We start from the raw sequence: 26,481 nt of genomic DNA, 5'->3' as shown, positions 1-26,481 counted from the left end.
TCGCCACTTGCCTCGTTCCAGAGCGGTCGCTAGCCTGCGCGCAGTCACTCCCACGAGGCTTTGCACATGCTCAATATCGCCCTGATTGCCGGCTCCAGTCGCCGCGACAGCCAGTCCGCTAAGGTCGCCCGCTATCTTCGTCAACGCCTGATTGAGCTGGGTCTGACCCGTGCCGAGCAAAGCAGCCTGATCGATCTGGGCGAGCGCGGTCTGCCGCTGTGGCCTGCCGATGACAAAGGCCCCTGGACTGACTACCAGCAGCAACTGGCAGCAGCCGATGGCCTGTTGGTCATTGCTCCGGAATGGAATGGTATGGCTTGCCCAGCGGTGAAGAACTTCTTCCTGTACGCCAGCAAGGCCGAGCTCGCACATAAGCCGGCACTGCTGGTGGGCGTATCTTCCGGCATCGGTGGCGCCTACCCGATCAGCGAGCTGCGCGCTTCGGGCTACAAAAACTGCCGCATTGCCTATCTGCCGGAGCACCTGATCGTGCGCCAGGTCGAGGCGGTGATGAACCCTGGCGAGGCCAATGGCGAAGACGACCTGCGCATCCGCAAGCGCGCCGACTATGCCCTGGACATCCTCGGCAAGTACGCAGAAGCACTGAAGCCCGTGCGTGCGGCCATCGACATGAGCAACCCGGCCTTCAGCAACGGCATGTGATCACCGAGGTAAAGGTAGCCTGATGGCCACTCGCAGCCCGCCCAGCGGGCTGTCCTCCAGCAACACGCTGCCCCCCCAGGCATCGACGATATCGCGCACAATGCCCAGGCCCAGGCCATGCCCGGCTACCTGTTCGTCCAGGCGCGTGCCGCGGCCCAGTACCGCCTCACGGCGCTCCACAGCAATGCCCGGGCCATCATCGTCCACCCACAGCGTATAACCGTCGCCGTCCTGTGCCAGGCCCAGACACACCTCGGCATCCGCCCATTTGCAGGCGTTATCCAACAGGTTGCCGAGCACCTCCAGCACATCCTCACGATCCCAGGGTAGACACAACCCCGGCTCGGCCTGCCAGTCCAGTTTGAGGCCATGGCTGTGGATCATGCTTAGCGTGCTGAGCAGCCCCGGCAACTCCTGCGCACAGTCGAAATGTGCTCCAGGCAGCACCTCTCCTGCCAACCGCGCCCGACCGAGCTCACGTTCCAGACGCTGCTGAATCTGCCGCAATTGCTCGCGCAGCGTGGCCTGTAGTTCAGGCTGGCCTCGCAGTTCTTCCCGTTCGCTGAGGCTGACGAGAACAGCCAGTGGCGTTTTCAATGCGTGTCCGAGATTGCCAAGGGCATTACGGGAGCGCTTGAGGGTATCTTCGGTATGACTCAGCAGGCGGTTGACCTGGCCCACCAATGGCTCAAGCTCCTCCGGCACCTCACTGTCCAGCTCGCTGCGCCGCCCCTGTTGTAACTGGGCAATCTGTTTGCGTACACGCTCCAGTGGGCGCAGGGCTGCACGCACGGTGTAACGCTGAGCCAAGAGAATCAGCAGTAGCGCGGCGCCACCCAGACCGAAGCCGATCCACTGCAGGCGACGAAAGCTCTGCAGGATCGGTGTGTAGTCCTGCGCCACAAGGATGGAAAACGACTCGCCGAAGCGCTTGTAGTCAGCCCGGTAAACCAGCAACAACTGCCCACGCGGACCGTCGCCAAGACCATCCTGCAGGCCCAGAGCGGTTGGTCGCTGCAGATCGCGGTCCCACAACGAGCGGGAACGCCAGGTTTTTTCGGCAAAGTCGATACGAAAATAGTGACCGGAGAACGGCCGCTGAAAAGTTGGGTCCAGGCGACGCTCATCGAGCTGTATTCCAGTCTGGCCGCGCACCAGAGCCGCCAGCAACATTTGCGTCTCGTCCTTCAGGTCTTCTTGCAGGTAGCGCCGCAAACTGTGGTCGAACAGCCACAAGCTGCTCTGCGCCAGTACCAGGCCCACCATCACCAGCACTCCGGCAAGGCCCAGGCTGAGGCGGCGCTGAATTGACCTCAAGTCTCAACCCCTGCATAGCGATACCCCTGGCCCCGACGTGTTTCGATCACCGCGCGCCCAAGCTTGCCGCGAAGACGGTTGACGTGCACCTCAAGCACGTTCGAGTCGCGCTCGCTTTCCCCGTCGTAGAGATGGTCTGCCAACTGACTCTTCGACAGAATCTGTCCAGGGTGCAGCATGAAATAGCGCAGCAAGCGGAATTCGGCAGAGGTCAGCTCAATCTGCTCTCCGCCGCGGCTCACGCACTGGCGACTCTCGTCCAGCTGCAAACCGGCTGCCTCAAGTTGCGGCTGATTAGCCAAGCCGTGGGCGCGGCGCAACAGTGCCTGGATGCGCAGTGCCAGCTCCTCGGGGTGAAAAGGCTTGGTCAGGTAATCGTCCGCACCAGCCTTGAGGCCATCGATGCGTTCAGCCCAGGAGCCACGCGCAGTCAGGATCAACACCGGCGTTGCCAATCCACCGCCACGCCATTCGCGCAGCACCTCGAGGCCAGGTTTTCCTGGCAGGCCCAGATCAAGAATAATCAGATCATAAGGTTCGGTAGCCCCCTGATGGACAGCATCGCGGCCATCGGCCAGCCAGTCCACGGCATAACCCTGCTCTTTCAGGGCTGCCACTAGCTCATCGGCCAGAGGTACGTGATCCTCTACCAGCAACAGACGCATCAGTCCTCCAGTTCGTCCTTGAGGATGCGGCCATCGCGGGCATCCAGCTCCAGTTCACGGACACTACCGTCGGCGGTCAACAGCTCGATCTCGTAGACCAGCACATCGTCTTCCTCTTCCAGTTCCGCCTCCAGCAACTCGGCTCCGGGATAACGGCCCATGGCCGGTGCCATCAGTGACTCCAGAGGGCGTATGACACCCTCCTGGCGCAAGCGCAGTGCCTCGTCATGATCCAAATCGCGAGCGTGAGCATTGAGCACCATCAACGAAAGCGCCAGAAGTGCTGCACCACTATGACGAGGCACAGGCATCATCAGTCATCCCGATGCTCTTGCAGAATCTGCCCATTGACGGCGTCCAGTTCCACATCCCACTGCACCCCCTGGGCGTCGCGCACCTCAACCTGGTACACATAGCGACCGTGCTCCTGCTCAAGCTCAGTGTCTTCGATCTTGCCGCCCGGATACTTGGCCAACGCGGCCTCGTTGAGTTTCTCGAAGCTCAGGATGGTACCGGCATCGCGCAATTTCAACGCCTCGTCCGGCCCCAGATCACGGGCCTGGGCGATGCCGGCAGTAGCAGTTAGGGCGGCAACGGCAAAAAGACGGGTCAGCTTGTTCATGGTGTTCTCCTCGGGGTATCTGTTGTCTACAGGGACCAAGATACTGGTGCCAACTTAATCCAAGCTGAATCCAGCTAAGCCTCACAACTGATCGGATATTCACCGGCTGAAGGCGCTTGGCCTGTCGGGACACGCCACTATAATCGCTGGCCTGCAATACGGAGCCGAGCATGACCGCGATCCACATCAAATCCCCTGCCCTTAGCCTGCGTGCAGGCAAACGCGCCCTCGCCCGCATTCGTGAACGCGGTCTGCTGCCAGCAGATGTAAGCATTCTGCCTGGGGCCGCCGGCGGGCCCAAAGGGCTTGGTATTCAGGGACTGGATCTGGCGCTGTTCGGCGACTGGCTGCCACGAGCACCACGCGAACGCACGCTCATCGGCGCCTCGATCGGTTCCTGGCGCTTCGCCAGCGCCTGCCTGCCTGACGCCTGCGCGGGCATTCGACGCCTCGGTGAGCTTTATACCAGCCAACGCTTCGCCAAGGGCGTGAGCATGGCAGAGGTATCGCGCAGCTGTGTGCAGTTACTGGATGACTTGTTCGAGGGGCAAGATGCGGCAGTACTTAACAATCCGCTCTATCGCCTCAACATAGTGATCGTGCGTAGCCATGGTCTGCTGCAGCACGATCATCGCGGCAAGCTTGGTCTTGGCCTGTCGTCGGTCATTGGCAACAACCTTCTCGGCCGACAGCGTTTAGGCCGGCACTTCGAGCGGGTGATCCTGCATGACGCCCGCCAACTACCGCCGCTAGCCACCCTGAATGATTTCCGCTCACACTTTCACACCTTGGCCGAGAGCAACTTGCGTCACGCCTTGCTGGCCTCGGGCTCCATACCCATGGTCATGGAGGCAATCCGCGACATTCCGGGCCTGGAGCCAGGCAGTTACCGTGACGGAGGCCTGCTGGACTACCACCTCGACCTGCCCTACGAAAGCGACGGTGTAGTGCTGTACCCACACTTCACCGATAAGGTCATTCCTGGCTGGTTTGATAAGAGTCTGCCCTGGCGACGGGGTGACGGTGATCGACTGCAGGACGTCTTGCTGCTGTCTCCCTCACCTGAATACCTGGCGAAACTGCCTCACGGCAAGCTACCGGACCGCAGCGACTTCAAGCGCTATCTAGGCGACGATGCCGGCCGCGAACGTTACTGGCGTAAGGCAATGGCCGAAAGCCAAAGGCTGGGCGACGAATTTCTTCAGCTGACTGAAAATGATCAGTTAAGCGAGCGTCTACAACCCCTTTGAGTTACTACCTTCAGTCCGCGAGCCCCCCCGATGCGACGGGCGATCTGAGATTGCGGCTGGTAAACTGCGGCGAACACATATCTGACCCGTTTCGCATCTATCCAGCAGAGCGCACTTACCTTGGAACTGTTCAAAGAATTCACATTCGAATCCGCCCACTTTCTGCCCAATGTACCGACAGGCCATAAGTGCGGACGCCTGCACGGCCACTCGTTCCGTGCGGCTATTTATATCGAGGGGGAGGTCGATCCTCATACCGGCTGGATTCGTGACTTCGCCGAGATCAAGGCCATCTTCAAACCGATCTACGACCTGCTTGATCATAACTACCTGAACGAAATTCCAGGCTTGGAAAACCCCACTAGCGAGAATCTCGCAAAGTGGATATGGCTGGAGCTCAAACCATTACTGCCTGAACTGTCCCGCGTACGAGTTCACGAAACCTGCACTAGCGGCTGCGAATACCGCGGCGACTGAACCGTCTTCGGCAATAGAAAGAGCCACCCAAAGGTGGCTTTTTACGTCATTAGCTTTCTATAAATTTTCTCGGCGCAAAGACAAACCCCCGACCAGCGTAAGCGGGTCGGGGGTTTGGGATAGGAGCTTGACGATGACCTACTCTCACATGGGGAAGCCCCACACTACCATCGGCGATGCGTCGTTTCACTACTGAGTTCGGGATGGGATCAGGTGGTTCCAACGCTCTATGGTCGTCAAGCAATTCGGTTGGGGACTCGGTGTTTAGTCGTTTCCCCGAATGGGTATGTGATATCGGTATTGCGTGTTCAGCAAACTTTCGGCATTTCTGTCGACTTCACCGTCTAACAGCCAAATTGTTTGGGTGTTATATGGTCAAGCCTCACGGGCAATTAGTATTGGTTAGCTCAACGCCTCACAGCGCTTACACACCCAACCTATCAACGTCGTAGTCTTCGACGGCCCTTTAGGGAGCTCGAGGCTCCAGTGAGATCTCATCTTGAGGCAAGTTTCCCGCTTAGATGCTTTCAGCGGTTATCTTTTCCGAACGTAGCTACCCGGCAATGCCACTGGCGTGACAACCGGAACACCAGAGGTTCGTCCAACCCGGTCCTCTCGTACTAAGGTCAGCCCCTCTCAAATCTCAAACGTCCACGGCAGATAGGGACCGAACTGTCTCACGACGTTCTAAACCCAGCTCGCGTACCACTTTAAATGGCGAACAGCCATACCCTTGGGACCGGCTTCAGCCCCAGGATGTGATGAGCCGACATCGAGGTGCCAAACACCGCCGTCGATATGAACTCTTGGGCGGTATCAGCCTGTTATCCCCGGAGTACCTTTTATCCGTTGAGCGATGGCCCTTCCATACAGAACCACCGGATCACTAAGACCTACTTTCGTACCTGCTCGACGTGTCTGTCTCGCAGTCAAGCGCGCTTTTGCCTTTATACTCTACGACCGATTTCCGACCGGTCTGAGCGCACCTTCGTACTCCTCCGTTACTCTTTGGGAGGAGACCGCCCCAGTCAAACTGCCCACCATACACTGTCCTCGCTCCGGATAACGGAGCAGAGTTAGAACCTCAAGCATGCCAGGGTGGTATTTCAAGGATGGCTCCACGCGAACTGGCGTCCACGCTTCAAAGCCTCCCACCTATCCTACACAAGCAGGCTCAAAGTCCAGTGCAAAGCTACAGTAAAGGTTCACGGGGTCTTTCCGTCTAGCCGCGGATACACTGCATCTTCACAGCGATTTCAATTTCACTGAGTCTCGGGTGGAGACAGCGCCGCCATCGTTACGCCATTCGTGCAGGTCGGAACTTACCCGACAAGGAATTTCGCTACCTTAGGACCGTTATAGTTACGGCCGCCGTTTACCGGGGCTTCGATCAAGAGCTTCGCTTGCGCTAACCCCATCAATTAACCTTCCGGCACCGGGCAGGCGTCACACCCTATACGTCCACTTTCGTGTTTGCAGAGTGCTGTGTTTTTAATAAACAGTCGCAGCGGCCTGGTATCTTCGACCGGCATGAGCTTACGGAGCAAGTCCTTCACCCTCACCGGCGCACCTTCTCCCGAAGTTACGGTGCCATTTTGCCTAGTTCCTTCACCCGAGTTCTCTCAAGCGCCTTGGTATTCTCTACCCAACCACCTGTGTCGGTTTGGGGTACGGTTCCTAGTTACCTGAAGCTTAGAGGCTTTTCCTGGAAGCATGGCATCAACCACTTCACGTCCAAAAGGACGCTCGTCATCAGTTCTCGGCATTAAGATCCCGGATTTGCCTAAGATCTCTGCCTACCACCTTAAACACGGACAACCAACGCCGTGCTGGCCTAGCCTTCTCCGTCCCCCCATCGCAGTAACTAGAAGTGCGGGAATATTAACCCGCTTCCCATCGACTACGCATTTCTGCCTCGCCTTAGGGGCCGACTAACCCTGCGTCGATTAACGTTGCGCAGGAAACCTTGGTCTTTCGGCGTGCGAGTTTTTCACTCGCATTGTCGTTACTCATGTCAGCATTCGCACTTCTGATACCTCCAGCAAGCTTCTCAACTCACCTTCACAGGCTTACAGAACGCTCCTCTACCGCGTCACTTACGTGACACCCGTAGCTTCGGTGTGTAGTTTGAGCCCCGTTACATCTTCCGCGCAGGCCGACTCGACTAGTGAGCTATTACGCTTTCTTTAAAGGGTGGCTGCTTCTAAGCCAACCTCCTAGCTGTCTAAGCCTTCCCACATCGTTTCCCACTTAACTACAACTTTGGGACCTTAGCTGACGGTCTGGGTTGTTTCCCTTTTCACGACGGACGTTAGCACCCGCCGTGTGTCTCCCATGCTCGGCACTTCTGGGTATTCGGAGTTTGCATCGGTTTGGTAAGTCGGGATGACCCCCTAGCCGAAACAGTGCTCTACCCCCCAGAGTGATACATGAGGCGCTACCTAAATAGCTTTCGAGGAGAACCAGCTATCTCCGGGCTTGATTAGCCTTTCACTCCGATCCACAGGTCATCCGCTAACTTTTCAACGGTAGTCGGTTCGGTCCTCCAGTCAGTGTTACCTAACCTTCAACCTGCCCATGGATAGATCGCCCGGTTTCGGGTCTATACCCAGCGACTAAGACGCCCTATTAAGACTCGCTTTCGCTACGCCTCCCCTATTCGGTTAAGCTTGCCACTGAATATAAGTCGCTGACCCATTATACAAAAGGTACGCAGTCACCCAACAAAGTGGGCTCCCACTGCTTGTACGCATACGGTTTCAGGTTCTATTTCACTCCCCTCTCCGGGGTTCTTTTCGCCTTTCCCTCACGGTACTAGTTCACTATCGGTCAGTCAGTAGTATTTAGCCTTGGAGGATGGTCCCCCCATATTCAGACAAAGTTTCTCGTGCTCCGTCCTACTCGATTTCACTTCTAAGACCTTTTCGCGTACAGGGCTATCACCCACTATGGCCGCACTTTCCAGAGCGTTCCGCTAAAATCAAAGAAGCTTAAGGGCTAGTCCCCGTTCGCTCGCCACTACTAAGGGAATCTCGGTTGATTTCTTTTCCTCAGGGTACTTAGATGTTTCAGTTCCCCTGGTTCGCCTCTTACACCTATGTATTCAGTGCAAGATACCTAACTTATGTTAGGTGGGTTCCCCCATTCAGAGATCTCCGGATCACAGTCTATTTGCCGACTCCCCGAAGCTTATCGCAGGCTATCACGTCTTTCATCGCCTCTGACTGCCAAGGCATCCACCGTATGCGCTTCTTCACTTGACCATATAACCCCAAGCAATCTGGTTACTGTCTCAAACGTGAAGACGACATTCGCCGAAAATTTGCATAGAGAACACGCAAATTTTACCTTGACCAGATCAATTACCAGTGAAAGTAATTAATCAGTCACTTCTATCACATACCCAAATTTTTAAAGAACGATTTGTACCGGTCAAAAGACCAGAAATCAGCACTCATCAGACTATTCTGAAGCGCTCATTTCTGAACTCTTTCACGCGACGATAATGGTGGAGCCAAGCGGGATCGAACCGCTGACCTCCTGCGTGCAAAGCAGGCGCTCTCCCAGCTGAGCTATGGCCCCGTATTTATCTGTACCAAGCAATTGGTAGGTCTGGGCAGATTTGAACTGCCGACCTCACCCTTATCAGGGGTGCGCTCTAACCAACTGAGCTACAGACCTATAACAGGGTCGCGTTACAGCATCGTCTTCTACAAGGAATCAAGCAATTCGTGTGGGAACTTATGAAGAAGCTGAAGTCTTCGATTAAGGAGGTGATCCAGCCGCAGGTTCCCCTACGGCTACCTTGTTACGACTTCACCCCAGTCATGAATCACTCCGTGGTAACCGTCCCCCTTGCGGTTAGACTAGCTACTTCTGGAGCAACCCACTCCCATGGTGTGACGGGCGGTGTGTACAAGGCCCGGGAACGTATTCACCGTGACATTCTGATTCACGATTACTAGCGATTCCGACTTCACGCAGTCGAGTTGCAGACTGCGATCCGGACTACGATCGGTTTTATGGGATTAGCTCCACCTCGCGGCTTGGCAACCCTTTGTACCGACCATTGTAGCACGTGTGTAGCCCTGGCCGTAAGGGCCATGATGACTTGACGTCATCCCCACCTTCCTCCGGTTTGTCACCGGCAGTCTCCTTAGAGTGCCCACCATAATGTGCTGGTAACTAAGGACAAGGGTTGCGCTCGTTACGGGACTTAACCCAACATCTCACGACACGAGCTGACGACAGCCATGCAGCACCTGTGTCTGAGTTCCCGAAGGCACCAATCTATCTCTAGAAAGTTCTCAGCATGTCAAGGCCAGGTAAGGTTCTTCGCGTTGCTTCGAATTAAACCACATGCTCCACCGCTTGTGCGGGCCCCCGTCAATTCATTTGAGTTTTAACCTTGCGGCCGTACTCCCCAGGCGGTCGACTTAATGCGTTAGCTGCGCCACTAAGATCTCAAGGATCCCAACGGCTAGTCGACATCGTTTACGGCGTGGACTACCAGGGTATCTAATCCTGTTTGCTCCCCACGCTTTCGCACCTCAGTGTCAGTATCAGTCCAGGTAGTCGCCTTCGCCACTGGTGTTCCTTCCTATATCTACGCATTTCACCGCTACACAGGAAATTCCACTACCCTCTACCGTACTCTAGCTCAGTAGTTTTGGAGGCAGTTCCCAGGTTGAGCCCGGGGATTTCACCTTCAACTTGCTGAACCACCTACGCGCGCTTTACGCCCAGTAATTCCGATTAACGCTTGCACCCTTCGTATTACCGCGGCTGCTGGCACGAAGTTAGCCGGTGCTTATTCTGTTGGTAACGTCAAAACAGCAAGGTATTAACTTACTGCCCTTCCTCCCAACTTAAAGTGCTTTACAATCCGAAGACCTTCTTCACACACGCGGCATGGCTGGATCAGGCTTTCGCCCATTGTCCAATATTCCCCACTGCTGCCTCCCGTAGGAGTCTGGACCGTGTCTCAGTTCCAGTGTGACTGATCATCCTCTCAGACCAGTTACGGATCGTCGCCTAGGTGAGCCATTACCTCACCTACTAGCTAATCCGACCTAGGCTCATCTGATAGCGCAAGGCCCGAAGGTCCCCTGCTTTCTCCCGTAGGACGTATGCGGTATTAGCAGTCGTTTCCAACTGTTGTCCCCCACTACCAGGCAGATTCCTAGGCATTACTCACCCGTCCGCCGCTGAATCCAGGAGCAAGCTCCCATCATCCGCTCGACTTGCATGTGTTAGGCCTGCCGCCAGCGTTCAATCTGAGCCATGATCAAACTCTTCAGTTCAATACTGCTTGGGTTTTGAGAAAACCCTAAACTTGGCTCAGCAATCGCAAATAAACTCTCGAATTCACGAGTGTTACTTGTGTTGCTGATAATCAGGTGACTATCAGTCTTACCTCACAAGCACCCACACGAATTGCTTGATTCTGTTGTTAAAGAACGTTTCGGCGAGTCTTTCGTCCCAACCGAGGCCGCGCATTCTACAGCAGCCCTTCTTTCCGTCAAGCTGTTTTTGAAGATTTTTCGTTTCTTCTCAACCGCTTGCGCCTCAGACCAGATTCTCTTCTCGTCAGAGGGAGGCGAATTCTACAGCGTTCAAAACCGCTGTCAACCACCTCTTTCAACCACTTTCGATCAAAACCGACCGAAGCACCGACAGAGCAAAACCACTACCCCGCCAGCCCGGCGCATTCTATTCGAATTCGCCGCCAGCGCAACCTTTTTCACTCATCTAACTCACTGATTAACAAGGAGTTTTCAGATCAGACTGCGCCGTAAGAGGCGCGCATTATAGGCCTTCGAACCTACCCGTCAATGCTTTTTTGGGCAAACCTGCCTCAAGCCTGCATGATCCAGCCATCAACTCCCATGGCGGCCTGACGCAGTGCCTCCGAACGGGTCGGATGTGGATGGCAGATCAGCGCGATGTCTTCGGCCGATGCGGCGAACTCCATGGCCACACAATATTCGCCGATCATCTCGCTCACGCTTGGCCCGACCATGTGCACGCCAAGAATTTCGTCCGTCCGCTCATCTGCCAGGACTTTCACGAAACCCTCGGCTTCATGGTTGATCTTGGCGCGACTGTTCGCCGTGAAAGGGAACTTGCCTACCCGGTAGCTACGCCCTGCTTCTTTCAGCTGTTCTTCAGTCAAACCGACACAGGCGACTTCGGGCTTGGTGTAGATGACACTAGGAATGACGTTGTAATTCACCTCGGCCGACCTACCGGCAATCCGCTCGACGCAGGCGATGGCTTCATCTTCGGCCTTGTGCGCCAGCATCAACCCAGAGGTGACATCACCGATAACCCATATACCGGGCACAGCTGTCTTGTGGTGATCATTGGCCAACATCCCGCGCTTGTCGGTTGTGAGCCCGGCGCTCTCCAGCCCCAGGCCCTCGGTGTAGGGACGCCGGCCTATGGCAACCAGAACGTAATCACATTCCAGCACCTGAGCGGCCCCACCAGCAGCCGGCTCAAGACTCAACTCAACACCCTGCCCCTTAACCACTGCGCCCGAGACCTTACTGCCGAGTTGAAACTTCATGCCTTGCTTGCTCAGCGCACGCTGCAGGGTTTTGGCCGTTTCATCGTCGAGCCCTGGGCAAATACGGTCGAGGTATTCGACCACGGTGACTGCGCTGCCCAAGCGGCGCCAGACCGACCCCAACTCCAAACCGATCACACCAGCACCTATGACCACCAGGTGTTTTGGCACCTCGGGCAGCGCCAGTGCGCCTGTGGAGTCGAGTATGCGCTGGTTATCGATTGCGACGCCTGGCAACGGTGTCGGCTCCGATCCCGTTGCGATGACAATGTCCTTGGCCTGCAGCTGAATCAGGCTGCCATCAGCAGCCGTCACCAGGACCTGCCCTGCACCGCTCAGCGTCCCCCAGCCCTTGATCCAATCAACCTTGTTCTTGCGGAAGAGGAATTCGATGCCTTTGGTCAGGCCTGCTACGCTCTCATCCTTCTGCTTCATCATCTGTAGCAGGTTGAGTTTCGGCTTGACTTCAATCCCCAGGCTGGCGAACTCCTTGCCGCTGGCCGCCTCGTAGAGCTCGGACGCATGCAACAGGGCCTTGGATGGCATGCAGCCCACATTGAGACAGGTTCCACCCAGGGTTTCTCGTCCCTCTACACAGGCGACCTTGAGCCCGAGCTGACCGGCACGAATCGCGGCGTTATAACCGCCCGGCCCACCGCCAATGACAACCACATCATATGCAGTCATTAAAATCGCTCCGTGAGTTAGCGCGCCGCTGACAGCTCTGTCGCTGCGCCACGGTTGCGTGAGAGATGGAAGGCCGCAAAAGCTGCAGCGGCGAAAGAGCTATGCAGAACAACCATAGGCCAGGCGGTAGTACCTTGCAGCATCCCAAGCAGCACGCCGGCCAGGGTGGCGCCAGCCATTTGCGCAAAGCCCATAAAGCCTGAGGCGAGCCCCGCACGGTGCGCATTGGGGATGACTGCGCCAGCAACCGAGGCCGGTATCAACATGCCACCTCCCACAGTGACCAGCACCTGCGGCAGCGAAAGCCCCCAGAGGGAAAGACCAAAGAACAGGTGCGCCAGAAGGGTCAGCGCTGCGCCTACCAGCACCAGCGCCACCCCGACGGCCACAATACGCTCGGGCCCTAGCCGCATAATCATGCGCTGCGTGAACAGGGCTCCTGCAATCAGCCCGGACACGATGCCACCGAACACCAGCCCATACTCTGCTGTGCTGAGACCCAGCAGCCTCATATAGATGAAGGATGACCCGGCAATCACACTGAACATCGCACCGTAGGTGCAGGCCAGAGTCAGCGCAAAAGTGCGCAGCGGCCTGCCCCGGAACAAGTCCATATAGTCGCCGAGCAGTTTCGATGGCCGTCCAGCCTGAGGATCGAGATGGCTATTGCTCTCTTGGTAGAAGAGAACGACTCCGAGCAGCCCCATACCGCCCACGGTTAGCGAACACCACAAAGGTGCCTGCCATCCCCAATGCAGGGTCAGGATGCCACCCAGCATGGGCGCAAGCGCGATGGAAACTAGCATCCCGATCACGGTCATCGCCAATGCCGGCCCGGCCTGAGCCTGCCAAACGTCTCGCACGATGGCACGCGCCAACACCAGCGCGGAGCACGCCCCCAGGCCTTGCAGCGCCCTGGCGAGAACAAACTCAGCGAGATCGCCAGCCCCCAGCAACCACAGTGTGGCCACCAGGTAGGTCGCCAGCCCCGCCAGCAGCACGGGACGCCGACCGAAACGATCGGAGAGCGGCCCCAGCACCAGCTGCCCCAGGCCAAAAGCTGCAACGAATGTCGACAAGACCGGCAGACTCGAACCTGGCGGCGCAGCAAAGCCACGCTCCAAGTCACCCAGAGCCGGAATCAGCAGTTGGGTAGAAATTTCGCCCAGTGCAGTCAGCAGCATGAGCAGGCACAGCAAGCTCTGTGAAGGTTTAAGCATCGCGCAACTCTCGACGGATCAGGTTTCCGGAATGGAATCGCCTGTTTACATTTCAACCATAATATTATTTATTGAATGATAGCAATCATCAAAAGACACGCGGAGAAGAAGCAAGATGCCCACACATAGCCAAGAAGAGCGCCTGATTGCCTGGAGACAGGCCGAGCAGATAGCCCGCGACAAGCTCGGAGAGCCCGGCACGTTGTCGCTGCAACAGGTCAGCGAGCTGAGCGCTCAGGAGTTCTTCGATCGAATTGGTCGAGGAGAACTGCCCAGTCCACCCTTCGGGCATCTTGTCGACTTCGTTCCGCTGGAATGGGAGCCAGGGCGGTTTCTGTTCCAGGGCACGCCTGACGCACGGCACTACAACCCGCTAGGGAGTGTGCACGGTGGTTATGCAGCCACCCTGCTCGACTCCTGCATGGGCTGTGCCGTGCATACCCGGCTTGAGCCTGGCCAGGGCTATACCACCATCGACTTGCGCATCAGCTATGTGCGCGCTCTGACCCGTAACACCGGGCCGGTGCGCGCGGAAGGCAAGCTGGTGCATCTGGGCCGCTCCACGGCCTTGGCCGAAGGACGGATCTACGACGCGAACGACCGACTGTATGCCGTCGGTTCCACTACCTGCATGATTTTCGACCTGCGCGAGCGAGGTGCAGCCTAGAGCTGCTGATCCGTACTTTAGCCCGGAAATGCCGACCAAATATATGTCGACCAACATGTCAAAAAAAGGAAACCCAGCATGACCTCCATCGTAATCGCCGGCTATGCCCGCTCCCCCTTCCACTTCGCCAAAAAAGGCGGCCTGATCAATCTGCGCCCCGACGACCTGGCCGCCCAAGTGTTGAAGGGCCTGGTCAACAAACTCGATCTTGATCCCAGCCAATTGGAAGACGTGATCATGGGCTGCGCCTACCCCGAGGCCGAACAAGGCATGAACATCGCCCGTATCGCCAGCTTCCGTGCCGGCTTTCCCGAAACTCTCGGCGGGGCCACGGTCAACCGTTTCTGCGGCTCATCCATGACTGCGGTGCACTTCGCCGCCGGGCAGATCCTGCTCGGCGCCGGCGATGCCTTCCTCTGCGCCGGCGTGGAATCCATGACCCGCGTCCCCATGGGCGGCTTCAACATTTCACCCAACCCCAGCCTGATGAGCAGTTTCCCGCAGGCCTACATGGCCATGGGGCACACTGCCGAGGAAGTGGCCAAGCGTTTCGCGGTCAGCCGCGAGGAGCAGGAAGCCATGGCGGTCGAGTCTCACGCCAAGGCCGTAAACGCCCGTGAGCTGGGATACTTCAAGGACGAAATACTTACGCTGGAGACGCCAGACGGTCTGGTCAGCGAAGACGGCTGCATCCGTCCCGGCACCAGCCTTGAAGCGCTGGCCCAGCTCAAGCCGGCCTTCGGTGGCAGCGTCACCGCCGCCACCTCCTCGCCTCTCACCGACGGTAGCGCCGCCGTACTGGTGTGCAGCGAGGAATTCGCGCGCAATCACGGTCTGGATATCCTTGCTCGCATCAAGGCCGTTGCAGTCGGCGGCTGCGCTCCGGAGATCATGGGCATGGGCCCCGTGGTGGCAACTCGCAAGGTGCTGGAGCGTGCCGGTTTGAATATCGCCGACATCGACCTGGTCGAAATTAACGAGGCCTTCGCCAGCCAGTCCATCGCCTGCGTGCGTGAGCTGGGCCTGGACATGGCCAGGGTCAATCTGGACGGCGGCGCCCTCGCCCTTGGCCACCCGCTGGGCGCCACCGGCGCGCGCATCACCGGCAAGGCCGCTGCGCTGCTCAAGCGCACCGGCGGTCGTTACGCCATCGCCACCCAGTGCATTGCCGGAGGCCAGGGCGTCGCCACCTTGCTCGAAGCCGTCTGATACCGGTAAGGCTCAGCATCTCGCTGGATCACACAATCTGCCGACCGTGTAACATTAAGGTCGGCATTCCAACCTTTGCCCGGAGCTGATCGCATGCGCTATTCGGAAGACCACAAAGCCAAGACCCATCAACGCATCATCGATGAAGCGGCTTTGCGCTTTCGCCGCGACGGCGTGCTGGCAACCGGCTTACAGCCTTTGATGAAGGCGCTGGGCCTGACCCATGGCGGTTTCTACGCGCACTTCAAATCGAAGGACGACCTGGTCGAGCAAGCCCTGCAGCAGAGTGCCGACCAACTCAAAACAGGCCTCACCGATCTTGACCAAGCGGCAAAGCCATTGCACGAGCTGATCAAGCGCTACCTCTCCTCCGCCCACTGCCAATCGCCCGGGGCTGGCTGCCCGCTGCCGACCATGTCCGCCGAGCTGGGCCAACGCGGCCAACCCAGCCGCATCACCGACCAGATAGTGCGCGATCGCCTGCAGACCATCGCCAGCGGCCTGTCCGGCGAGGATGCCGACAAGCAGAGCGCGCTGATTCTCTCGGCCATGGTTGGCGCCCTGGTACTGTCGCGCAGCGTCACCGACCCCGAACTGGCGAAATTGTTACGTACCAGCACTCGCGACCTGCTCTTACAGCAAACCGAGGCCTGAACGGCGCCCGCAAAAAAGCCCCCGAGAGTCCATCCGGGGGCTTTTCCGTTCTACCTCAGCGCTTGTAGCGCGGCGCCGCCTGGTTACGTGACAGGTTCGGCCCCAAGGCCGCACGGGCGGCAACGAAGGCCTGCCAGTCAGCCGCATCCGGCAGCGAGGGAATGGTGATCAGCTCGCTCTGATCGAAACCGGCCAGAGCCGCGTCGACCATCTCACCAACCTCCATGATCATCTCCGGCGGCAACTTGCTGCCATCGATACCGCTGCGCTCCCAAATCTCGGTCCGCGTCACGCCAGGCAGCACGGCCTGCACCTGGACACCCTTGGCGGCGATTTCACCATGCAGGGTCTGCGTCAGGCTCAGCACATAGGCCTTGGAGGCGCTGTATACGGCGTTGAACATTTCCGGCGCCAAGGCCACCACCGAAGCGACATTGACGATAGCGCCGCGGCCTGCCGCGGAAAACCGCGCCGCTGCCGCCGAAGCCAGGCGTGTCAGGGCCACCACGTTCAACTGGATCAGGCGCTCGGCCTGCTCCAGATCCGCCTCTGCCAGGGTGCCATTGCTGGCTACCCCGGCGTTGTTCACCAGCAGGCTGATGGCACCATCGTCACGCAGCTTCTGCTCGACGGCCAGCAGGTCGGTCTTGTCGGTCAGATCAGCCTTGAGCACCTCGACAGCTACGCCGTGCAGGGCGGACAGGCGCTCGGCCATCGCCTGCAGGCGTGGCAGATCACGCGCCACCAGCAGCAAGTCATAACCACGCAGCGCAAGGCGCTCGGCGTAGGTTGCCCCGATCCCAGAAGATGCGCCGGTAATCAGCGCCTTGCCTTGCTTGCTCATGGTGAATCTCCGCGATTGATTGGATGACGACCGCAATATTATATGACAAGCATCATTAAACAACCCTGAATGCGCTATGACACCGATAGAGGAATAGCTGAGCGGGCGAGAAGCCCAGGAACCAATGGCACCAAGCCGAACGCGGCTTGGTGCCGAAAGAACTATGTGCGAGGGGCCTGTGCGGGCGCGGCATCCTCGAAACGATCAACCTTGCGCAGGCTACGGAAGCCCCACATCCAGCCGCCGACCACACCCAGCGTGCACAGGCTGCCCAGCAGCGCCGCCGGCACCGCACCGAACCAAGCCGCACTGCTGCCGGCGCGGAACTCGCCCAGCTCATTGGAGGAGCCGATGAACAGCATGTTCACGGCATTCACCCGGCCCCGCATGGCATCCGGGGTGGAGAACTGCACCAGCGAAGAACGGATATACATGCTCACCATATCCGCACCGCCCGCCACCAGCAGCGCGGCAAAGGACAGCCAGAACAGGCTGGACAGCGAGAACACCAGGTTGGCCACGCCGAACACTGCCACCGCAGCAAACATGCTCATGCCCACATGGCGGTTGAACGGACGCACACTCAGATAAAAACCGACCAGCACTTCACCGATGGCCATGGCGCTGCGCAGGATGCCGAGCCCGGTCGGACCGACCTGGAGCACTTCCTGGGCGTAGATAGGCAACAGTGCCACCACGCCGCCGAGCAACACCGCGAACAGGTCCAGCGAAATGGTGCCGAGAATGATCGGTCGCGAGCGGATGAACTGAATACCCGCGGTAAAGCGCTGCCAGGCGGTGGACTCCAGGGCCTGGCGCGCTTCGGCGTAGCGCACCTTGACCAGCCCCAGCATCAGCACGCCGCCCAAGAAGCAGCCCAGGCACACCGCATAGGTCAGGCCGCCGCCGCCCAGGGCATAAAGCCCGCCACCCAGTACCGGGCCGGAGATGGTCGAGGCGCGCACTATCATGCTGTTGGCGGCGATGGCCGGCGCCAGGCGTTCGCGCGGTACGATCTGCGGCAGCAGGCTGGACAGCGCCGGGCCGGTAAAGGCGCGGGCGCAGCCATAGAACACCAGCACTATGTAGAAGGCACCGACCGGCCCCTGCACCAGCGACAACCAGAGCAAGGCCGCCGCACACAGCGCCTCCACTCCCCAGCTCAGCGCCAGGATCAGTTTGCGGTCGTAACGGTCGATCAGGTCCCCCGCCGGCATCAGCAACAACAGCATGGGGATGAACTGGGCCAGGCCGACATAGGCCAGCGCCATAGGGTCGCGGGTCAGGTCATAGACCTGCCAGGCCACCACCACGGCAAGAATCTGCACGGCGAACATGGCCAGCACTCGACTGACGAGAAACGGCAGGAACCCTGGCTGACGATAAACGGAGTGTTCGGCAAGCACGATGATGGCCTTGTACTGCGGGCTGGCTGGAAGGTCGCAAAATCTACGGGGGCAAAGCTGTCCAGGTAAACAACTTTCAGGCTCGACACTGCCCGATGCCAGAGGCGAGCGCAACGTAACGGCGCCGTAGCCAGCAGAAGATACAAACTCAGGCTAATAAGCACACAAAGTGAAGGCATAATGCCTGCACTGACAGATTTCACCTGGAGTGCCACCGTTGTTTGCCCTGCTGCTCCCACTGCTCGCACTGACCGGGATGGTCGTCCTGAGCCTGCTGTACCGCCGCCTGCAGCAACAACAGCTACTGCTGGAGCGACTCGAAGAAGGCGTTCTGCGCATCAGCGCGCAGGGCCTCATCAAGTCGCACAACCCCGCTGCGCGAAGCCTGCTCGGCAGCGACGCCACCGACCTGCGGGGGCACCCACTTTCCAACTGGCTCCCGCCACTCAGTGCAGAAGCGACTCAATCGATCGCCCTACAAGATGATGAAGGTCGACAACGTACACTGCGCATATGCCGAATCCCCGCACGCATCGGCAGTGACGAACTGCTACTTCTTCAGCCACAAGCGTCTACAGCCGAACGCGAGCGTTTTCAGCGTAGCCAGTACTTCGCCCGTATCGGCACCTGGGACTGGGATATCGACACCGATCGCCTGTACTGGTCGGAAGCCATCTACGCCATGTTCGGCTACCGGGTCGGCGAAGTGACTCCCTCCTACCAGCTGTTCTGTGACAGCGTGCACCCGGATGACCGCGCTCAGGTTCGTGCAGGCGAACTGCGCTGCATCGAAACCGGCGAGAACCACGATGAGGAATACCGCGTGATCTGGCCGGACGGCAGCATCCACTGGCTACGCGAGACCGGCAACGTGATCAAGGATGCCCGGGGCCAACCGCTCAAGATGATGGGGGTGGTGCGCGACATCACCGAGGAAAAAGCCAACGTCAGCCAACTGCACAGGCTCGCCCACCACGACCCTCTGACCGGCCTGTACAACCGCCTGCGCTTTGAAGAGCACCTGCGCGAAGCCCTGCAACACGCCCAGCACAATGACACGCGTGCGGCGCTGGTCTTCATCGACCTGAACGGCTTCAAGGCCATCAATGACGACCTGGGTCACGCTGCCGGCGATCAGGTTCTGGTCGAAATCGGCAAACGACTTAAACAGGCACTGCGCGACTCGGACAGAGTGGCGCGGCTGGGCGGTGACGAGTTTGTCGCACTCCTTGAAGGCTTGTCGCCTCAGCGCCCGACCCAGGAGGAGGCAGCGGCCATCGCCGCCAAATTGCTGGCGGTGGTGCTACCGCCCATCAACCTGGCTCAGGGTCAGCAGAAAGTCGGTGTCAGCCTGGGTATCGCGCTCTACCCGGAGCACGGCAACAGCATCGACCGCTTGCTGCACAGCGCCGACCAGGCCATGTACCAGGCCAAGCGCAGCGGCGATAACCAGTATCGCCTGGCCCGCCCGTTGCACGTGGCCGGGCAGGAGCACTCAGACTGAACGGCGAATGAACTTGATCGTGTAGTCCATCTGCGGCTTGCGCGTCACGCTGATGGCACGGCGACTTATCGTATCCAAGGTGACATTCCAGAAGCCATCGCTGGGTACCTTGATACGCGCCGGAAAGCGATCGAAGGCACCACCGTGGTAAGTGTGCCGGCCGCCGTTCTTGAAGCTGCGGAAATTCGCATCGTTCATCAGGCGGATGTTGCAGGGCTGCGAGCACTGAATGACGACCGTGTCGCCCTCGTTAAGAAACTCGCGCTGGTGGATGAATTTCATGCGGTGTAATTCCGGGTGTGAAGCCAAGCGCGCGACGATAACACGAGCGCACGGAGTAAGCTCCCCTGCCGATGGAGGACGCTGCGCCAGTTAATAGTCGCAATACGGTTCCGCTGCTACGCTGCCTTGAATGCAATCGCCGCCAAGGAAGCCACCATGCATCGAAAGTTCGCGCTCTGGGCTGTTCTGCTAGTCCTCAGTGGTTGTGCAGGCCCAGGTTATTTTGAGGCAATCCCCCCCAGCAGCCCCGAGCAATCCGTGGTGTATCTGTACCGGCCTGAAGCAGACAACCCTGGCCGGCAACCCTTGCGTTTTTCCTATCCCGACGTGCTGATCGACGAACAGAGTGTTGGCACCCTCCACTTCAATTCCTATCGCCGTATCGAGCTGGCGCCTGGCCGCCACAACCTGCGCATCACCGGACTAACCCGCCAGGCCAAGTGGGAGCCGCGTGACATCAAGCAGCAATTCAGTGTCGCCCCCGGCGAGGTCAAGTATCTCAAGCTCGATGTGCGCTTCAATCTGAGCGAAATGAACCTAGGCTCGATGGGTCCCAGCTATCTGATTCATGTCCGGCCCATGCGCGCCGATGAAGCAGTCTACGAGATCCGCAATACCGAACCGCAAACCCCATGAGCAAGGAGCTGAGCATGAACCCATTGCGTATTCTCACCCTGTCCCTGGCCAGTGCACTGCTGCTGGGCTGCCAGAGCAATGGCACTGACGAGCTGGACACAACCCAGACTCGCTCTGAAGCCTACACCCCGGGCGTGCCGGGCGGCGCAGTCACCGAGACCGAGGAGCTTCTGGCCACCGTCAGCGCCGTAGACAAGGCCAACCGTCGCTTCACTTTGCGCGACGCACGCGGCAACAGCCACAGCTTCAACGCCCCTGCCGAAATGCAGAACTTCGATCAGCTCTCCGTGGGCGACAAGGTCCGGGCCAAGGTTGCCATGGAACGTGTCGTCTACCTGCGCCAGCCCAATGACGTCAGTGCCGACGGCGCCGCCGGTCTGCTCGCCACGGCGCCGCAAGGCAACAAGCCGGGCATGCTGGCGGCAGAAACCGTCGAAGTCACTGCCGTGGTCAAGGGCATGGACACCACCCTGCGCACAGCCACCCTGCAACTGCCCGACGGTAGCGAGCGCACCGTCAAGGTTCGCCCCGACGTGGAAATGAAGACCGATTACCTCGGCCGCATCGTCGTGCTGCGTATGACCTCCGCCGTCGCCATCAGCGTCGAACCGCAGTAACCCTTGCACCGGCGGGCAACCACCTGCCGGTCTGCCCTACGCAACATTCAGGCGCGGTGATAGCATGCGCGCCCCATGCGTATCTCCGACATTTATCAGCGCCTCACCGATCTCGGTGCCCTGCCCGCTCACAGTGGGCGGGTAATGCGCGCCTGGCTGCAGGGCAAGCCGCTGAACACCGGCACCCGGCGCCAACATACCGAGCACTTTCTGCCGCTATCGGTACGCAATGGCCTGCCACAGTTGAGCGACGATCTCGATCAACTGGCCCGTGTGCATTCGGAACATCCGGCTGCCGATGGCTCGATCCGCCTGCTGGTCAAACTCGCCGACGGTCAGATGGTCGAGAGCGTGCTGCTGCCGCGTGATGGCCTGTGCGTCTCCAGCCAGGTGGGCTGCGCGGTGGGTTGCGTGTTCTGCATGACCGGCAAGAGTGGCCTACTGCGCCAGGTCAGCAGCGCCGAAATCGTCGCCCAGGTGGCCCTGGCCCGGCGCTATCGCCCGGTCAAGAAAGTGGTGTTCATGGGCATGGGCGAGCCGGCGCACAACCTGGACAACGTGCTGGAGGCCATCGACCTGCTCGGCACCGACGGCGGCATCGGCCACAAGAACCTGGTGTTCTCCACCGTCGGCGACCCACGGGTGTTCGAGCGCCTGCCGCAGCAGCGCGTGCGCCCAGCGCTGGCGCTGTCGCTGCACAGTACCGATGCCGCGCTGCGCGAACGCCTGCTGCCCAAGGCGCCGAAGATCGCTCCCGACGAGCTGGTCGATCTGGGCGAGGCCTATGCGCGCCGCATTGGTTACCCGATCCAGTACCAGTGGACGCTGCTCAAGGGTATCAATGACAGCCAGGCCGAAATGGACGAGATCCTGCGTCTGTTCAAGGGCAAATACGCAGTGCTCAACCTGATCCCTTACAACAGCCTGGAACTGGACGACTACCAGCGCCCGGACGGCGAGCGCATCGTGCAGATGGTGCGTTATCTGCACAGCCGTGGCGTCCTGACCAAGGTGCGCAACAGCGCCGGCCAGGATATCGACGGCGGCTGCGGCCAGTTACGCGCACGCGCCGTGGACATCGTCAACACCAGCCGCCTGCAGCGTCCTGTTCGCGGATAACCATCTCGCAGCCTGAGTCCGCATAGACACCTGCCACGCCCGCTGGATATGACCTGAGTCGTGCTACCCTCGCCGGCTTTGCAACCCAGCCATCGCCCACCATGCATAGCCTCGAACAACTGCGCAGCGGCGCACTGACCGGCATCACCCGCCTGGACCTGAGCGCCGAACTGAGCGAATTCCCCGCCGAAATCTTTCAGCTGGCCGACAGCCTGGAAGTCCTCAACCTCAGCGGCAATCGCCTGACCCACCTGCCCCACGACCTGTCGCGACTGCACAAGCTGAAAGTGCTGTTCTGCTCGGACAATCCCTTCAGCGAGCTGCCCGAAGTACTGGGCGAGTGCCCGCAACTGGAAATGGTCGGTTTCAAGGCCAACCGTATCGAACAGGTTCCGGAAGCGGCGCTGCCGCCACAGCTGCGCTGGTTGATCCTGACCGACAACCGGATCACCAGCCTGCCCCGGCAACTGGGTGAGCGCGCACGCCTGCAGAAGCTGATGCTGGCCGGCAACCGCCTGCAGCAGCTGCCCGAAAGCATGGCGGACCTGGCCAACCTTGAGTTGCTGCGCATCGCCGCCAACCGTATCGACAGCCTGCCCGAGTGGCTGCTGCGGCTGCCGCGCCTGGCCTGGCTGGCTTTTGCCGGCAACCCGGGCAGCGATGCCAGCGAGGCCGAAGCGCTGGCCAGCCATCCGTTGCCGGCCATCGCACGTGATCAGGTCACACTGGGCGAAGTACTTGGCCAGGGCGCGTCGGGCATCATCCACCGCGCCCACTGGCAACCCCCTGGCCAGCCGGCGCGCAGTATGGCCGCCAAACTGTTCAAGGGCGAGCTGACCAGCGACGGCCTGCCCCACAGCGAAATGGCCGCCTGCTTAGCCGCCGGCGAGCAGGCCAACCTGATTGGTGTGGTCGGCCCACTGGCCGCGCAAGCGGGCGCAGCGGAGGGTCTGCTGCTGGAACTGATCGCCCCGCACTACCGCCCACTGGCCGGCCCGCCCTCGCTGGCCAGCTGCACCCGCGACATCTACTCAGCAGAGCGCCAGTTCACCCGGCAACAGCTGCTCAATATCGCCCAGGGCGCAGCGGCCGCGACGGCCCACCTGCACCAGCGCGGCATCCTGCATGGCGACCTGTATGCCCACAACCTGCTGGTCGACGCGGCGGGCCACTGCCTGCTGGGCGATTTTGGCGCCGCCTCCTTCTTCGACCCACGCCAGGCCAGCGCACCAGGCTTGCAGCGTATCGAGGCCCGCGCATTTGGTTGCCTGCTGGAAGAACTGCTGCAGCGTTGCCCGCAGCCTGGCCTGGAAGACCTGTGGCAACTGCAGCAGCGCTGCGTGGCGGTAGATCCGCAAGAACGCCCGCTCTTTGCAGAAATACTGGCCCTGCTGGGCGATTGAGCCCGCCCATGTCCAAGCCCAAGCCTGCCCGCGCCCTGTTCAGCCTGGCCATGCTGGGCGGTCTGCTGCTGCCACTGGCCAGCGGCTGGCTGGCAGGTGCATCCGGCACGCTGCCCTGGCTGCTGGATCTCGCCGCGCATTGGCAATGGCTGTTTCTCGGCGGCCTGCTATTGAGCGCCCTGCTACAGAGTCGGCAGGATCGTCGCTGGCTAGCGCTGTTACTGGCCACGCCGCTGCCCTGGCTAAGCGCAAGCGCTAGTCTGGAGCCCGGCGCAGGAGTAGCGCTGCGCGTGGCCAGCGCCAACGTCAACCTGCACAGTCGCGACATCACTCCATTGGCGAGCTGGCTGGAGCAGGCGCAGCCGGATCTACTGGTGCTACTGGAAGTTTCCCCGCTCTACGCCCAAGCCCTACAACAACTCCCCGGCTATACCTATCGCCTGGTTCATGCGCAGGACTCGCCCTTCGGCATTGCCCTGCTGTCACGCTTGCCACTGAAAAACGCCCAGGCTCACGCCGACGACCAGGGAATCGTTTATCTGCAAGCACAAACACGTTTTGCCGGCTGCGCGATACACATCACGGCCCTGCACCCCATGCCGCCGCTGACTCCGGCCTACCACGCGCAGCGCAACCAACAGCTGAATGTCTTGCTGGTAGATGACGCGCAGCCACGCCTGCTTGCCGGCGACCTCAACGCCACGCCCTGGTCCAGCGCCTTTAGCGGCCCGCAAGCACGTGGCTGGCGCCGGGCCAGTGGCCTGGCGCCGACCTGGCCCAGCCTCGGTGCGGGACTGCTGGGCATCCCCATCGACCATGTGCTGGCATCACGGCACTGGCGCCTACTGGGCCACGAGCGCGGCCCGGATATCGGCTCCGACCATCTGCCGGTGCTGGTGCGCCTGGCGCTGCCGCCCTGCCCTGTAGGCGGCGCAAGCTGAGGGCGATCACAGTCAGCAACTCGTGGTTCGCGGCGATGACACACCGGGAGCCACGCGCACAACCACAATCCACCCAACAACTCGCTCCCGGCCAGCGTCGAGCCTCTTCACCGCGTGATCGAGGCAGTAGGAGCCGGCAGGTTGGACAGATATCCATCCGCTTGACTAGTTTGAAAGGACCCCAGCTGCGGAGCTACTTCATGCGCGCGCTGATGATACTCGCCTGCTGCGCTCTAGCCGCCTGCGCTCAGCTACCGCCGCGCCCCACTGAGGTGCAGCCGGAGCATGGCCTGCCAGTCGCACAGAGCAGTGCACTGGATCAGATATTCGCCCCGCTTGAGCAACAGCACCCCAAGCAGAGCGCCTTTCGCCTGGTCGACGACGGCTATGAGGCATTCGCCCTGCGCCTGCTCTCCAGCAGAATCGCCGAGCGCAGCCTCGATGTGCAGACCTATATCTGGCACGCCGACCTGACCGGGAATTATCTGGCCCATGCTCTGCTGCAGGCCGCGGATCGCGGGGTCAGGGTACGCCTGCTGGTAGACGATATGGATGCGCGGCAGAAGCACTATGGCTTCGCCGCCCTGGACGCCCACCCGAACATCAGCGTGCGCCTGTTCAATCCCTTTGCCTCGCGCAGCGGCATGTTCAGCCAGCTGGGAGAAATCTCCAGACGCTTCAGCGAAGTCAACCGGCGCATGCACAACAAGAGCTGGATCGTCGACAACCGCCTGGCCCTGGCTGGTGGCCGCAACCTGGGCGACGAATACTTCGGCGCCAGCGAAGAAGCCAACTTCGTCGACCTCGACATGGCCATGGCTGGCCCGGTGGTGCGGGACGCCTCAGCCTCGTTCGACCGCTACTGGAACGCCGATGTGACGTATCCCATCGCCCTGCTGGCACCGGCTGACGTGAACCGCAAGGCTCTCAACACACTACGGGAAACGCTCGGCAAGCATGCACTCGCCGCCCCCACCAGCCACTATGCCCAGGTACTGCACCAGGACGAGATGGTCCACAACCTGGTGGTCGGCAAGTGGCGCATGCACTGGATCGACGACTACCGCTTCATCAGTGACGATCCGCTCAAAGTGCGTAAACAGGAAAGCAGCCAGAGCTCTCTCGTTTTGCAAGGCCTGCTAGGCATCGCTCAGACCTGCCAACAGGACATTTTGATCATCTCACCCTACTTCGTTCCGGGAGAGGTGGGTATGGAAGCGATCCAGGCTCAACGCCAACGCGGTTGCCAGATACGCGTGGTGACCAACTCGCTGGCCGCCAATGATGTGGTGGCCGTGCACAGCGGCTACCAGAAATACCGTGGCCCCATGCTCGCCGCCGGAGTGGAACTCTGGGAGCTCAAACCACAATTCAAGAAACGCATTCGAGCCAGCCTGTTTGGCTCATCGGGAGCTAGCCTGCACAGCAAGGCGCTGGTAATCGATGGCGAACGGGTCTTCGTCGGCAGCTACAACCTGGACCGCCGCTCCGGCAGCCTCAATACCGAACAGGGTGTGCTGGTCCGTGACCCGCAAATCGGCCAGCGCATGCGCGAGCTGTTCGCCCAGCAGGCCAATGGCGAGCGGGCCTGGCAGGTCAGCCTGAAGGATGGAGGCCTGGAGTGGCGCGATGAGGATGGGCGTTACCAAACAGAGCCCAAGACGAGCGTGGGTAAACGCATGCTGACCTGGCTGATCGGGCTGCTGCCCATCGAGAAACAGTTGTAG

22 protein-coding genes, 2 tRNA genes and 3 rRNA genes are annotated in these 26,481 nt (G+C 59.9%); 13 read left to right on the top strand and 14 right to left on the bottom strand.

All coding sequences use genetic code 11. From position 1 onward, the window contains the following. Positions 1-66: 66 nt before the first annotated feature. Positions 67-663, top strand: coding sequence for an NAD(P)H-dependent oxidoreductase (locus tag P7A97_RS16865; protein ID WP_277691228.1), 597 nt, complete (start codon positions 67-69; stop codon positions 661-663). Here the strand turns inward: P7A97_RS16865 and P7A97_RS16860 are convergent, their stop codons facing one another. The 4 genes from P7A97_RS16860 to P7A97_RS16845 are packed head-to-tail and all read right to left on the bottom strand — an operon-like array spanning position 664 to position 3,267. After that, on the bottom strand, positions 664-1,980 hold the full coding sequence (locus P7A97_RS16860; RefSeq protein ID WP_277691227.1) for a sensor histidine kinase: 1,317 nt from the start codon (positions 1,978-1,980) through the stop codon (positions 664-666). Beyond that, complete coding sequence (locus tag P7A97_RS16855; protein ID WP_277691226.1) at positions 1,977-2,645, bottom strand: response regulator transcription factor; 669 nt, start codon at positions 2,643-2,645, stop codon at positions 1,977-1,979. Before P7A97_RS16855 ends, P7A97_RS16860 begins: the two co-directional genes overlap by 4 nt. Then, positions 2,645-2,959: a PepSY domain-containing protein gene (locus tag P7A97_RS16850; protein ID WP_277691225.1), complete on the bottom strand. Its 315-nt coding sequence runs from the start codon at positions 2,957-2,959 to the stop codon at positions 2,645-2,647. The genes P7A97_RS16855 and P7A97_RS16850 overlap by 1 nt, the downstream gene beginning before the upstream one ends. Beyond that, the gene (locus P7A97_RS16845) at positions 2,959-3,267 is read right to left on the bottom strand and encodes a PepSY domain-containing protein (protein ID WP_277691224.1); all 309 of its coding nucleotides are present in this window, start codon (positions 3,265-3,267) and stop codon (positions 2,959-2,961) included. Before P7A97_RS16845 ends, P7A97_RS16850 begins: the two co-directional genes overlap by 1 nt. 170 nt (positions 3,268-3,437) lie before the next feature. Between P7A97_RS16845 and P7A97_RS16840 the strand changes: the two genes are divergently transcribed. After that, the gene (locus tag P7A97_RS16840; RefSeq protein WP_277691223.1) at positions 3,438-4,517 is read left to right on the top strand and encodes a patatin-like phospholipase family protein; all 1,080 of its coding nucleotides are present in this window, start codon (positions 3,438-3,440) and stop codon (positions 4,515-4,517) included. 120 nt (positions 4,518-4,637) lie between these two features. Beyond that, a complete protein-coding gene (queD, locus tag P7A97_RS16835; RefSeq protein ID WP_277691222.1) occupies positions 4,638-4,994 on the top strand; it encodes a 6-carboxytetrahydropterin synthase QueD in 357 nt (118 codons plus the stop codon). Between the two features lie 125 nt (positions 4,995-5,119). On the opposite strand, the gene rrf is transcribed toward queD, so the two are convergent. From rrf to P7A97_RS16800, 7 genes are all read right to left on the bottom strand, one after another. Then, positions 5,120-5,235, bottom strand: a 5S ribosomal RNA gene (gene rrf / locus P7A97_RS16830). A 130-nt stretch (positions 5,236-5,365) separates the two neighbouring features. Further along, positions 5,366-8,257: ribosomal RNA gene (locus P7A97_RS16825) — 23S ribosomal RNA — on the bottom strand. Positions 8,258-8,500: 243 nt separating this feature from the next. Further along, positions 8,501-8,576: transfer RNA gene (locus P7A97_RS16820), tRNA-Ala, on the bottom strand. Positions 8,577-8,598: 22 nt separating this feature from the next. Then, positions 8,599-8,675 (bottom strand) — tRNA-Ile (locus P7A97_RS16815). A gap of 85 nt (positions 8,676-8,760) precedes the next feature. Further along, a 16S ribosomal RNA gene (locus P7A97_RS16810) occupies positions 8,761-10,297 on the bottom strand. The 16S, 23S and 5S rRNA genes sit together here with 2 tRNA genes alongside, the layout of an rRNA operon. A 554-nt stretch (positions 10,298-10,851) precedes the next feature. Then, complete coding sequence (gene lpdA / locus P7A97_RS16805) at positions 10,852-12,252, bottom strand: dihydrolipoyl dehydrogenase (protein ID WP_277691221.1); 1,401 nt, start codon at positions 12,250-12,252, stop codon at positions 10,852-10,854. 17 nt (positions 12,253-12,269) lie between these two features. Further along, positions 12,270-13,472, bottom strand: coding sequence for a multidrug effflux MFS transporter (locus P7A97_RS16800; RefSeq protein ID WP_277691220.1), 1,203 nt, complete (start codon positions 13,470-13,472; stop codon positions 12,270-12,272). Between the two features lie 115 nt (positions 13,473-13,587). On the opposite strand from P7A97_RS16800, the gene P7A97_RS16795 reads away from it, so the two are divergent. The 3 genes from P7A97_RS16795 (at position 13,588) to P7A97_RS16785 (ending at position 16,002) form a co-directional block, all read left to right on the top strand. Beyond that, entirely contained in the window at positions 13,588-14,139 is a 552-nt protein-coding gene (locus P7A97_RS16795) for a PaaI family thioesterase (protein ID WP_277691219.1), read from the top strand. Positions 14,140-14,217: 78 nt separating this feature from the next. Next, positions 14,218-15,348, top strand: coding sequence for a thiolase family protein (locus P7A97_RS16790; RefSeq protein WP_277691218.1), 1,131 nt, complete (start codon positions 14,218-14,220; stop codon positions 15,346-15,348). Between the two features lie 93 nt (positions 15,349-15,441). Next, entirely contained in the window at positions 15,442-16,002 is a 561-nt protein-coding gene (locus P7A97_RS16785) for a TetR/AcrR family transcriptional regulator (RefSeq protein ID WP_277691216.1), read from the top strand. A 55-nt stretch (positions 16,003-16,057) separates the two neighbouring features. Here the strand turns inward: P7A97_RS16785 and P7A97_RS16780 are convergent, their stop codons facing one another. Both P7A97_RS16780 and P7A97_RS16775 read right to left on the bottom strand, forming a co-directional pair. Further along, positions 16,058-16,846 carry an SDR family oxidoreductase gene (locus P7A97_RS16780; RefSeq protein WP_277691215.1) on the bottom strand — a complete coding sequence of 263 codons (789 nt, stop codon included), beginning with the start codon at positions 16,844-16,846 and terminating at the stop codon, positions 16,058-16,060. Positions 16,847-17,007: 161 nt separating this feature from the next. After that, positions 17,008-18,252: an MFS transporter gene (locus P7A97_RS16775; protein WP_277691214.1), complete on the bottom strand. Its 1,245-nt coding sequence runs from the start codon at positions 18,250-18,252 to the stop codon at positions 17,008-17,010. Positions 18,253-18,469: 217 nt separating this feature from the next. Between P7A97_RS16775 and P7A97_RS16770 the strand changes: the two genes are divergently transcribed. Next, on the top strand, positions 18,470-19,756 hold the full coding sequence (locus P7A97_RS16770; protein ID WP_277691213.1) for a diguanylate cyclase: 1,287 nt from the start codon (positions 18,470-18,472) through the stop codon (positions 19,754-19,756). On the opposite strand, the gene P7A97_RS16765 is transcribed toward P7A97_RS16770, so the two are convergent. Beyond that, complete coding sequence (locus P7A97_RS16765) at positions 19,748-20,038, bottom strand: DUF1883 domain-containing protein (protein WP_277691212.1); 291 nt, start codon at positions 20,036-20,038, stop codon at positions 19,748-19,750. The two genes, P7A97_RS16770 and P7A97_RS16765, sit on opposite strands and share 9 nt — an antisense overlap. Before the next feature lie 126 nt (positions 20,039-20,164). Here P7A97_RS16765 and P7A97_RS16760 point away from each other — a divergent pair, with 126 nt between their 5' ends. From P7A97_RS16760 to P7A97_RS16735, 6 genes are all read left to right on the top strand, one after another. Further along, a complete protein-coding gene (locus tag P7A97_RS16760; protein WP_277691211.1) occupies positions 20,165-20,674 on the top strand; it encodes a DUF2846 domain-containing protein in 510 nt (169 codons plus the stop codon). 14 nt (positions 20,675-20,688) lie between these two features. Further along, positions 20,689-21,291 (top strand): hypothetical protein, encoded by a 603-nt coding sequence (locus tag P7A97_RS16755; protein WP_277691210.1) that lies wholly within the window; start codon positions 20,689-20,691, stop codon positions 21,289-21,291. Between the two features lie 75 nt (positions 21,292-21,366). After that, entirely contained in the window at positions 21,367-22,410 is a 1,044-nt protein-coding gene (locus P7A97_RS16750; protein WP_277691208.1) for an RNA methyltransferase, read from the top strand. A gap of 101 nt (positions 22,411-22,511) precedes the next feature. Further along, a complete protein-coding gene (locus P7A97_RS16745) occupies positions 22,512-23,813 on the top strand; it encodes a leucine-rich repeat-containing protein kinase family protein (RefSeq protein WP_277691207.1) in 1,302 nt (433 codons plus the stop codon). An 8-nt stretch (positions 23,814-23,821) separates the two neighbouring features. Further along, positions 23,822-24,754 carry an endonuclease/exonuclease/phosphatase family protein gene (locus tag P7A97_RS16740; RefSeq protein ID WP_277691206.1) on the top strand — a complete coding sequence of 311 codons (933 nt, stop codon included), beginning with the start codon at positions 23,822-23,824 and terminating at the stop codon, positions 24,752-24,754. A 200-nt stretch (positions 24,755-24,954) separates the two neighbouring features. Further along, positions 24,955-26,481, top strand: coding sequence for a phospholipase D family protein (locus P7A97_RS16735; RefSeq protein ID WP_277691205.1), 1,527 nt, complete (start codon positions 24,955-24,957; stop codon positions 26,479-26,481).

The organism is Pseudomonas sp. GOM6, assembly GCF_029537485.1.
Taxonomy (GTDB): domain Bacteria; phylum Pseudomonadota; class Gammaproteobacteria; order Pseudomonadales; family Pseudomonadaceae; genus Aquipseudomonas.
The sequence above is the reverse complement of the archived record's forward strand: the minus strand, read 5'-3'. Positions and strand labels throughout refer to the sequence as shown.

Bases quoted from the DNA above. Each gene is read 5' to 3' on its own strand.
- P7A97_RS16745 (WP_277691207.1), top strand. From the start codon at position 22,512: ATGCATAGCCTCGAACAACTGCGCAGCGGCGCACTGACCGGCATCACC.
- P7A97_RS16735 (WP_277691205.1), top strand. From the start codon at position 24,955: ATGCGCGCGCTGATGATACTCGCCTGCTGCGCTCTAGCCGCCTGCGCT.
- P7A97_RS16750 (WP_277691208.1), top strand. From the start codon at position 21,367: ATGCGTATCTCCGACATTTATCAGCGCCTCACCGATCTCGGTGCCCTG.
- P7A97_RS16740 (WP_277691206.1), top strand. From the start codon at position 23,822: ATGTCCAAGCCCAAGCCTGCCCGCGCCCTGTTCAGCCTGGCCATGCTG.
- P7A97_RS16840 (WP_277691223.1), top strand. From the start codon at position 3,438: ATGACCGCGATCCACATCAAATCCCCTGCCCTTAGCCTGCGTGCAGGC.
- P7A97_RS16845 (WP_277691224.1), bottom strand. From the start codon at position 3,267: ATGAACAAGCTGACCCGTCTTTTTGCCGTTGCCGCCCTAACTGCTACT.
- P7A97_RS16785 (WP_277691216.1), top strand. From the start codon at position 15,442: ATGCGCTATTCGGAAGACCACAAAGCCAAGACCCATCAACGCATCATC.
- P7A97_RS16855 (WP_277691226.1), bottom strand. From the start codon at position 2,645: ATGCGTCTGTTGCTGGTAGAGGATCACGTACCTCTGGCCGATGAGCTA.
- P7A97_RS16800 (WP_277691220.1), bottom strand. From the start codon at position 13,472: ATGCTTAAACCTTCACAGAGCTTGCTGTGCCTGCTCATGCTGCTGACT.
- lpdA (WP_277691221.1), bottom strand. From the start codon at position 12,252: ATGACTGCATATGATGTGGTTGTCATTGGCGGTGGGCCGGGCGGTTAT.
- P7A97_RS16865 (WP_277691228.1), top strand. From the start codon at position 67: ATGCTCAATATCGCCCTGATTGCCGGCTCCAGTCGCCGCGACAGCCAG.
- P7A97_RS16850 (WP_277691225.1), bottom strand. From the start codon at position 2,959: ATGATGCCTGTGCCTCGTCATAGTGGTGCAGCACTTCTGGCGCTTTCG.
- P7A97_RS16780 (WP_277691215.1), bottom strand. From the start codon at position 16,846: ATGAGCAAGCAAGGCAAGGCGCTGATTACCGGCGCATCTTCTGGGATC.
- P7A97_RS16755 (WP_277691210.1), top strand. From the start codon at position 20,689: ATGAACCCATTGCGTATTCTCACCCTGTCCCTGGCCAGTGCACTGCTG.
- P7A97_RS16795 (WP_277691219.1), top strand. From the start codon at position 13,588: ATGCCCACACATAGCCAAGAAGAGCGCCTGATTGCCTGGAGACAGGCC.
- P7A97_RS16790 (WP_277691218.1), top strand. From the start codon at position 14,218: ATGACCTCCATCGTAATCGCCGGCTATGCCCGCTCCCCCTTCCACTTC.
- P7A97_RS16765 (WP_277691212.1), bottom strand. From the start codon at position 20,038: ATGAAATTCATCCACCAGCGCGAGTTTCTTAACGAGGGCGACACGGTC.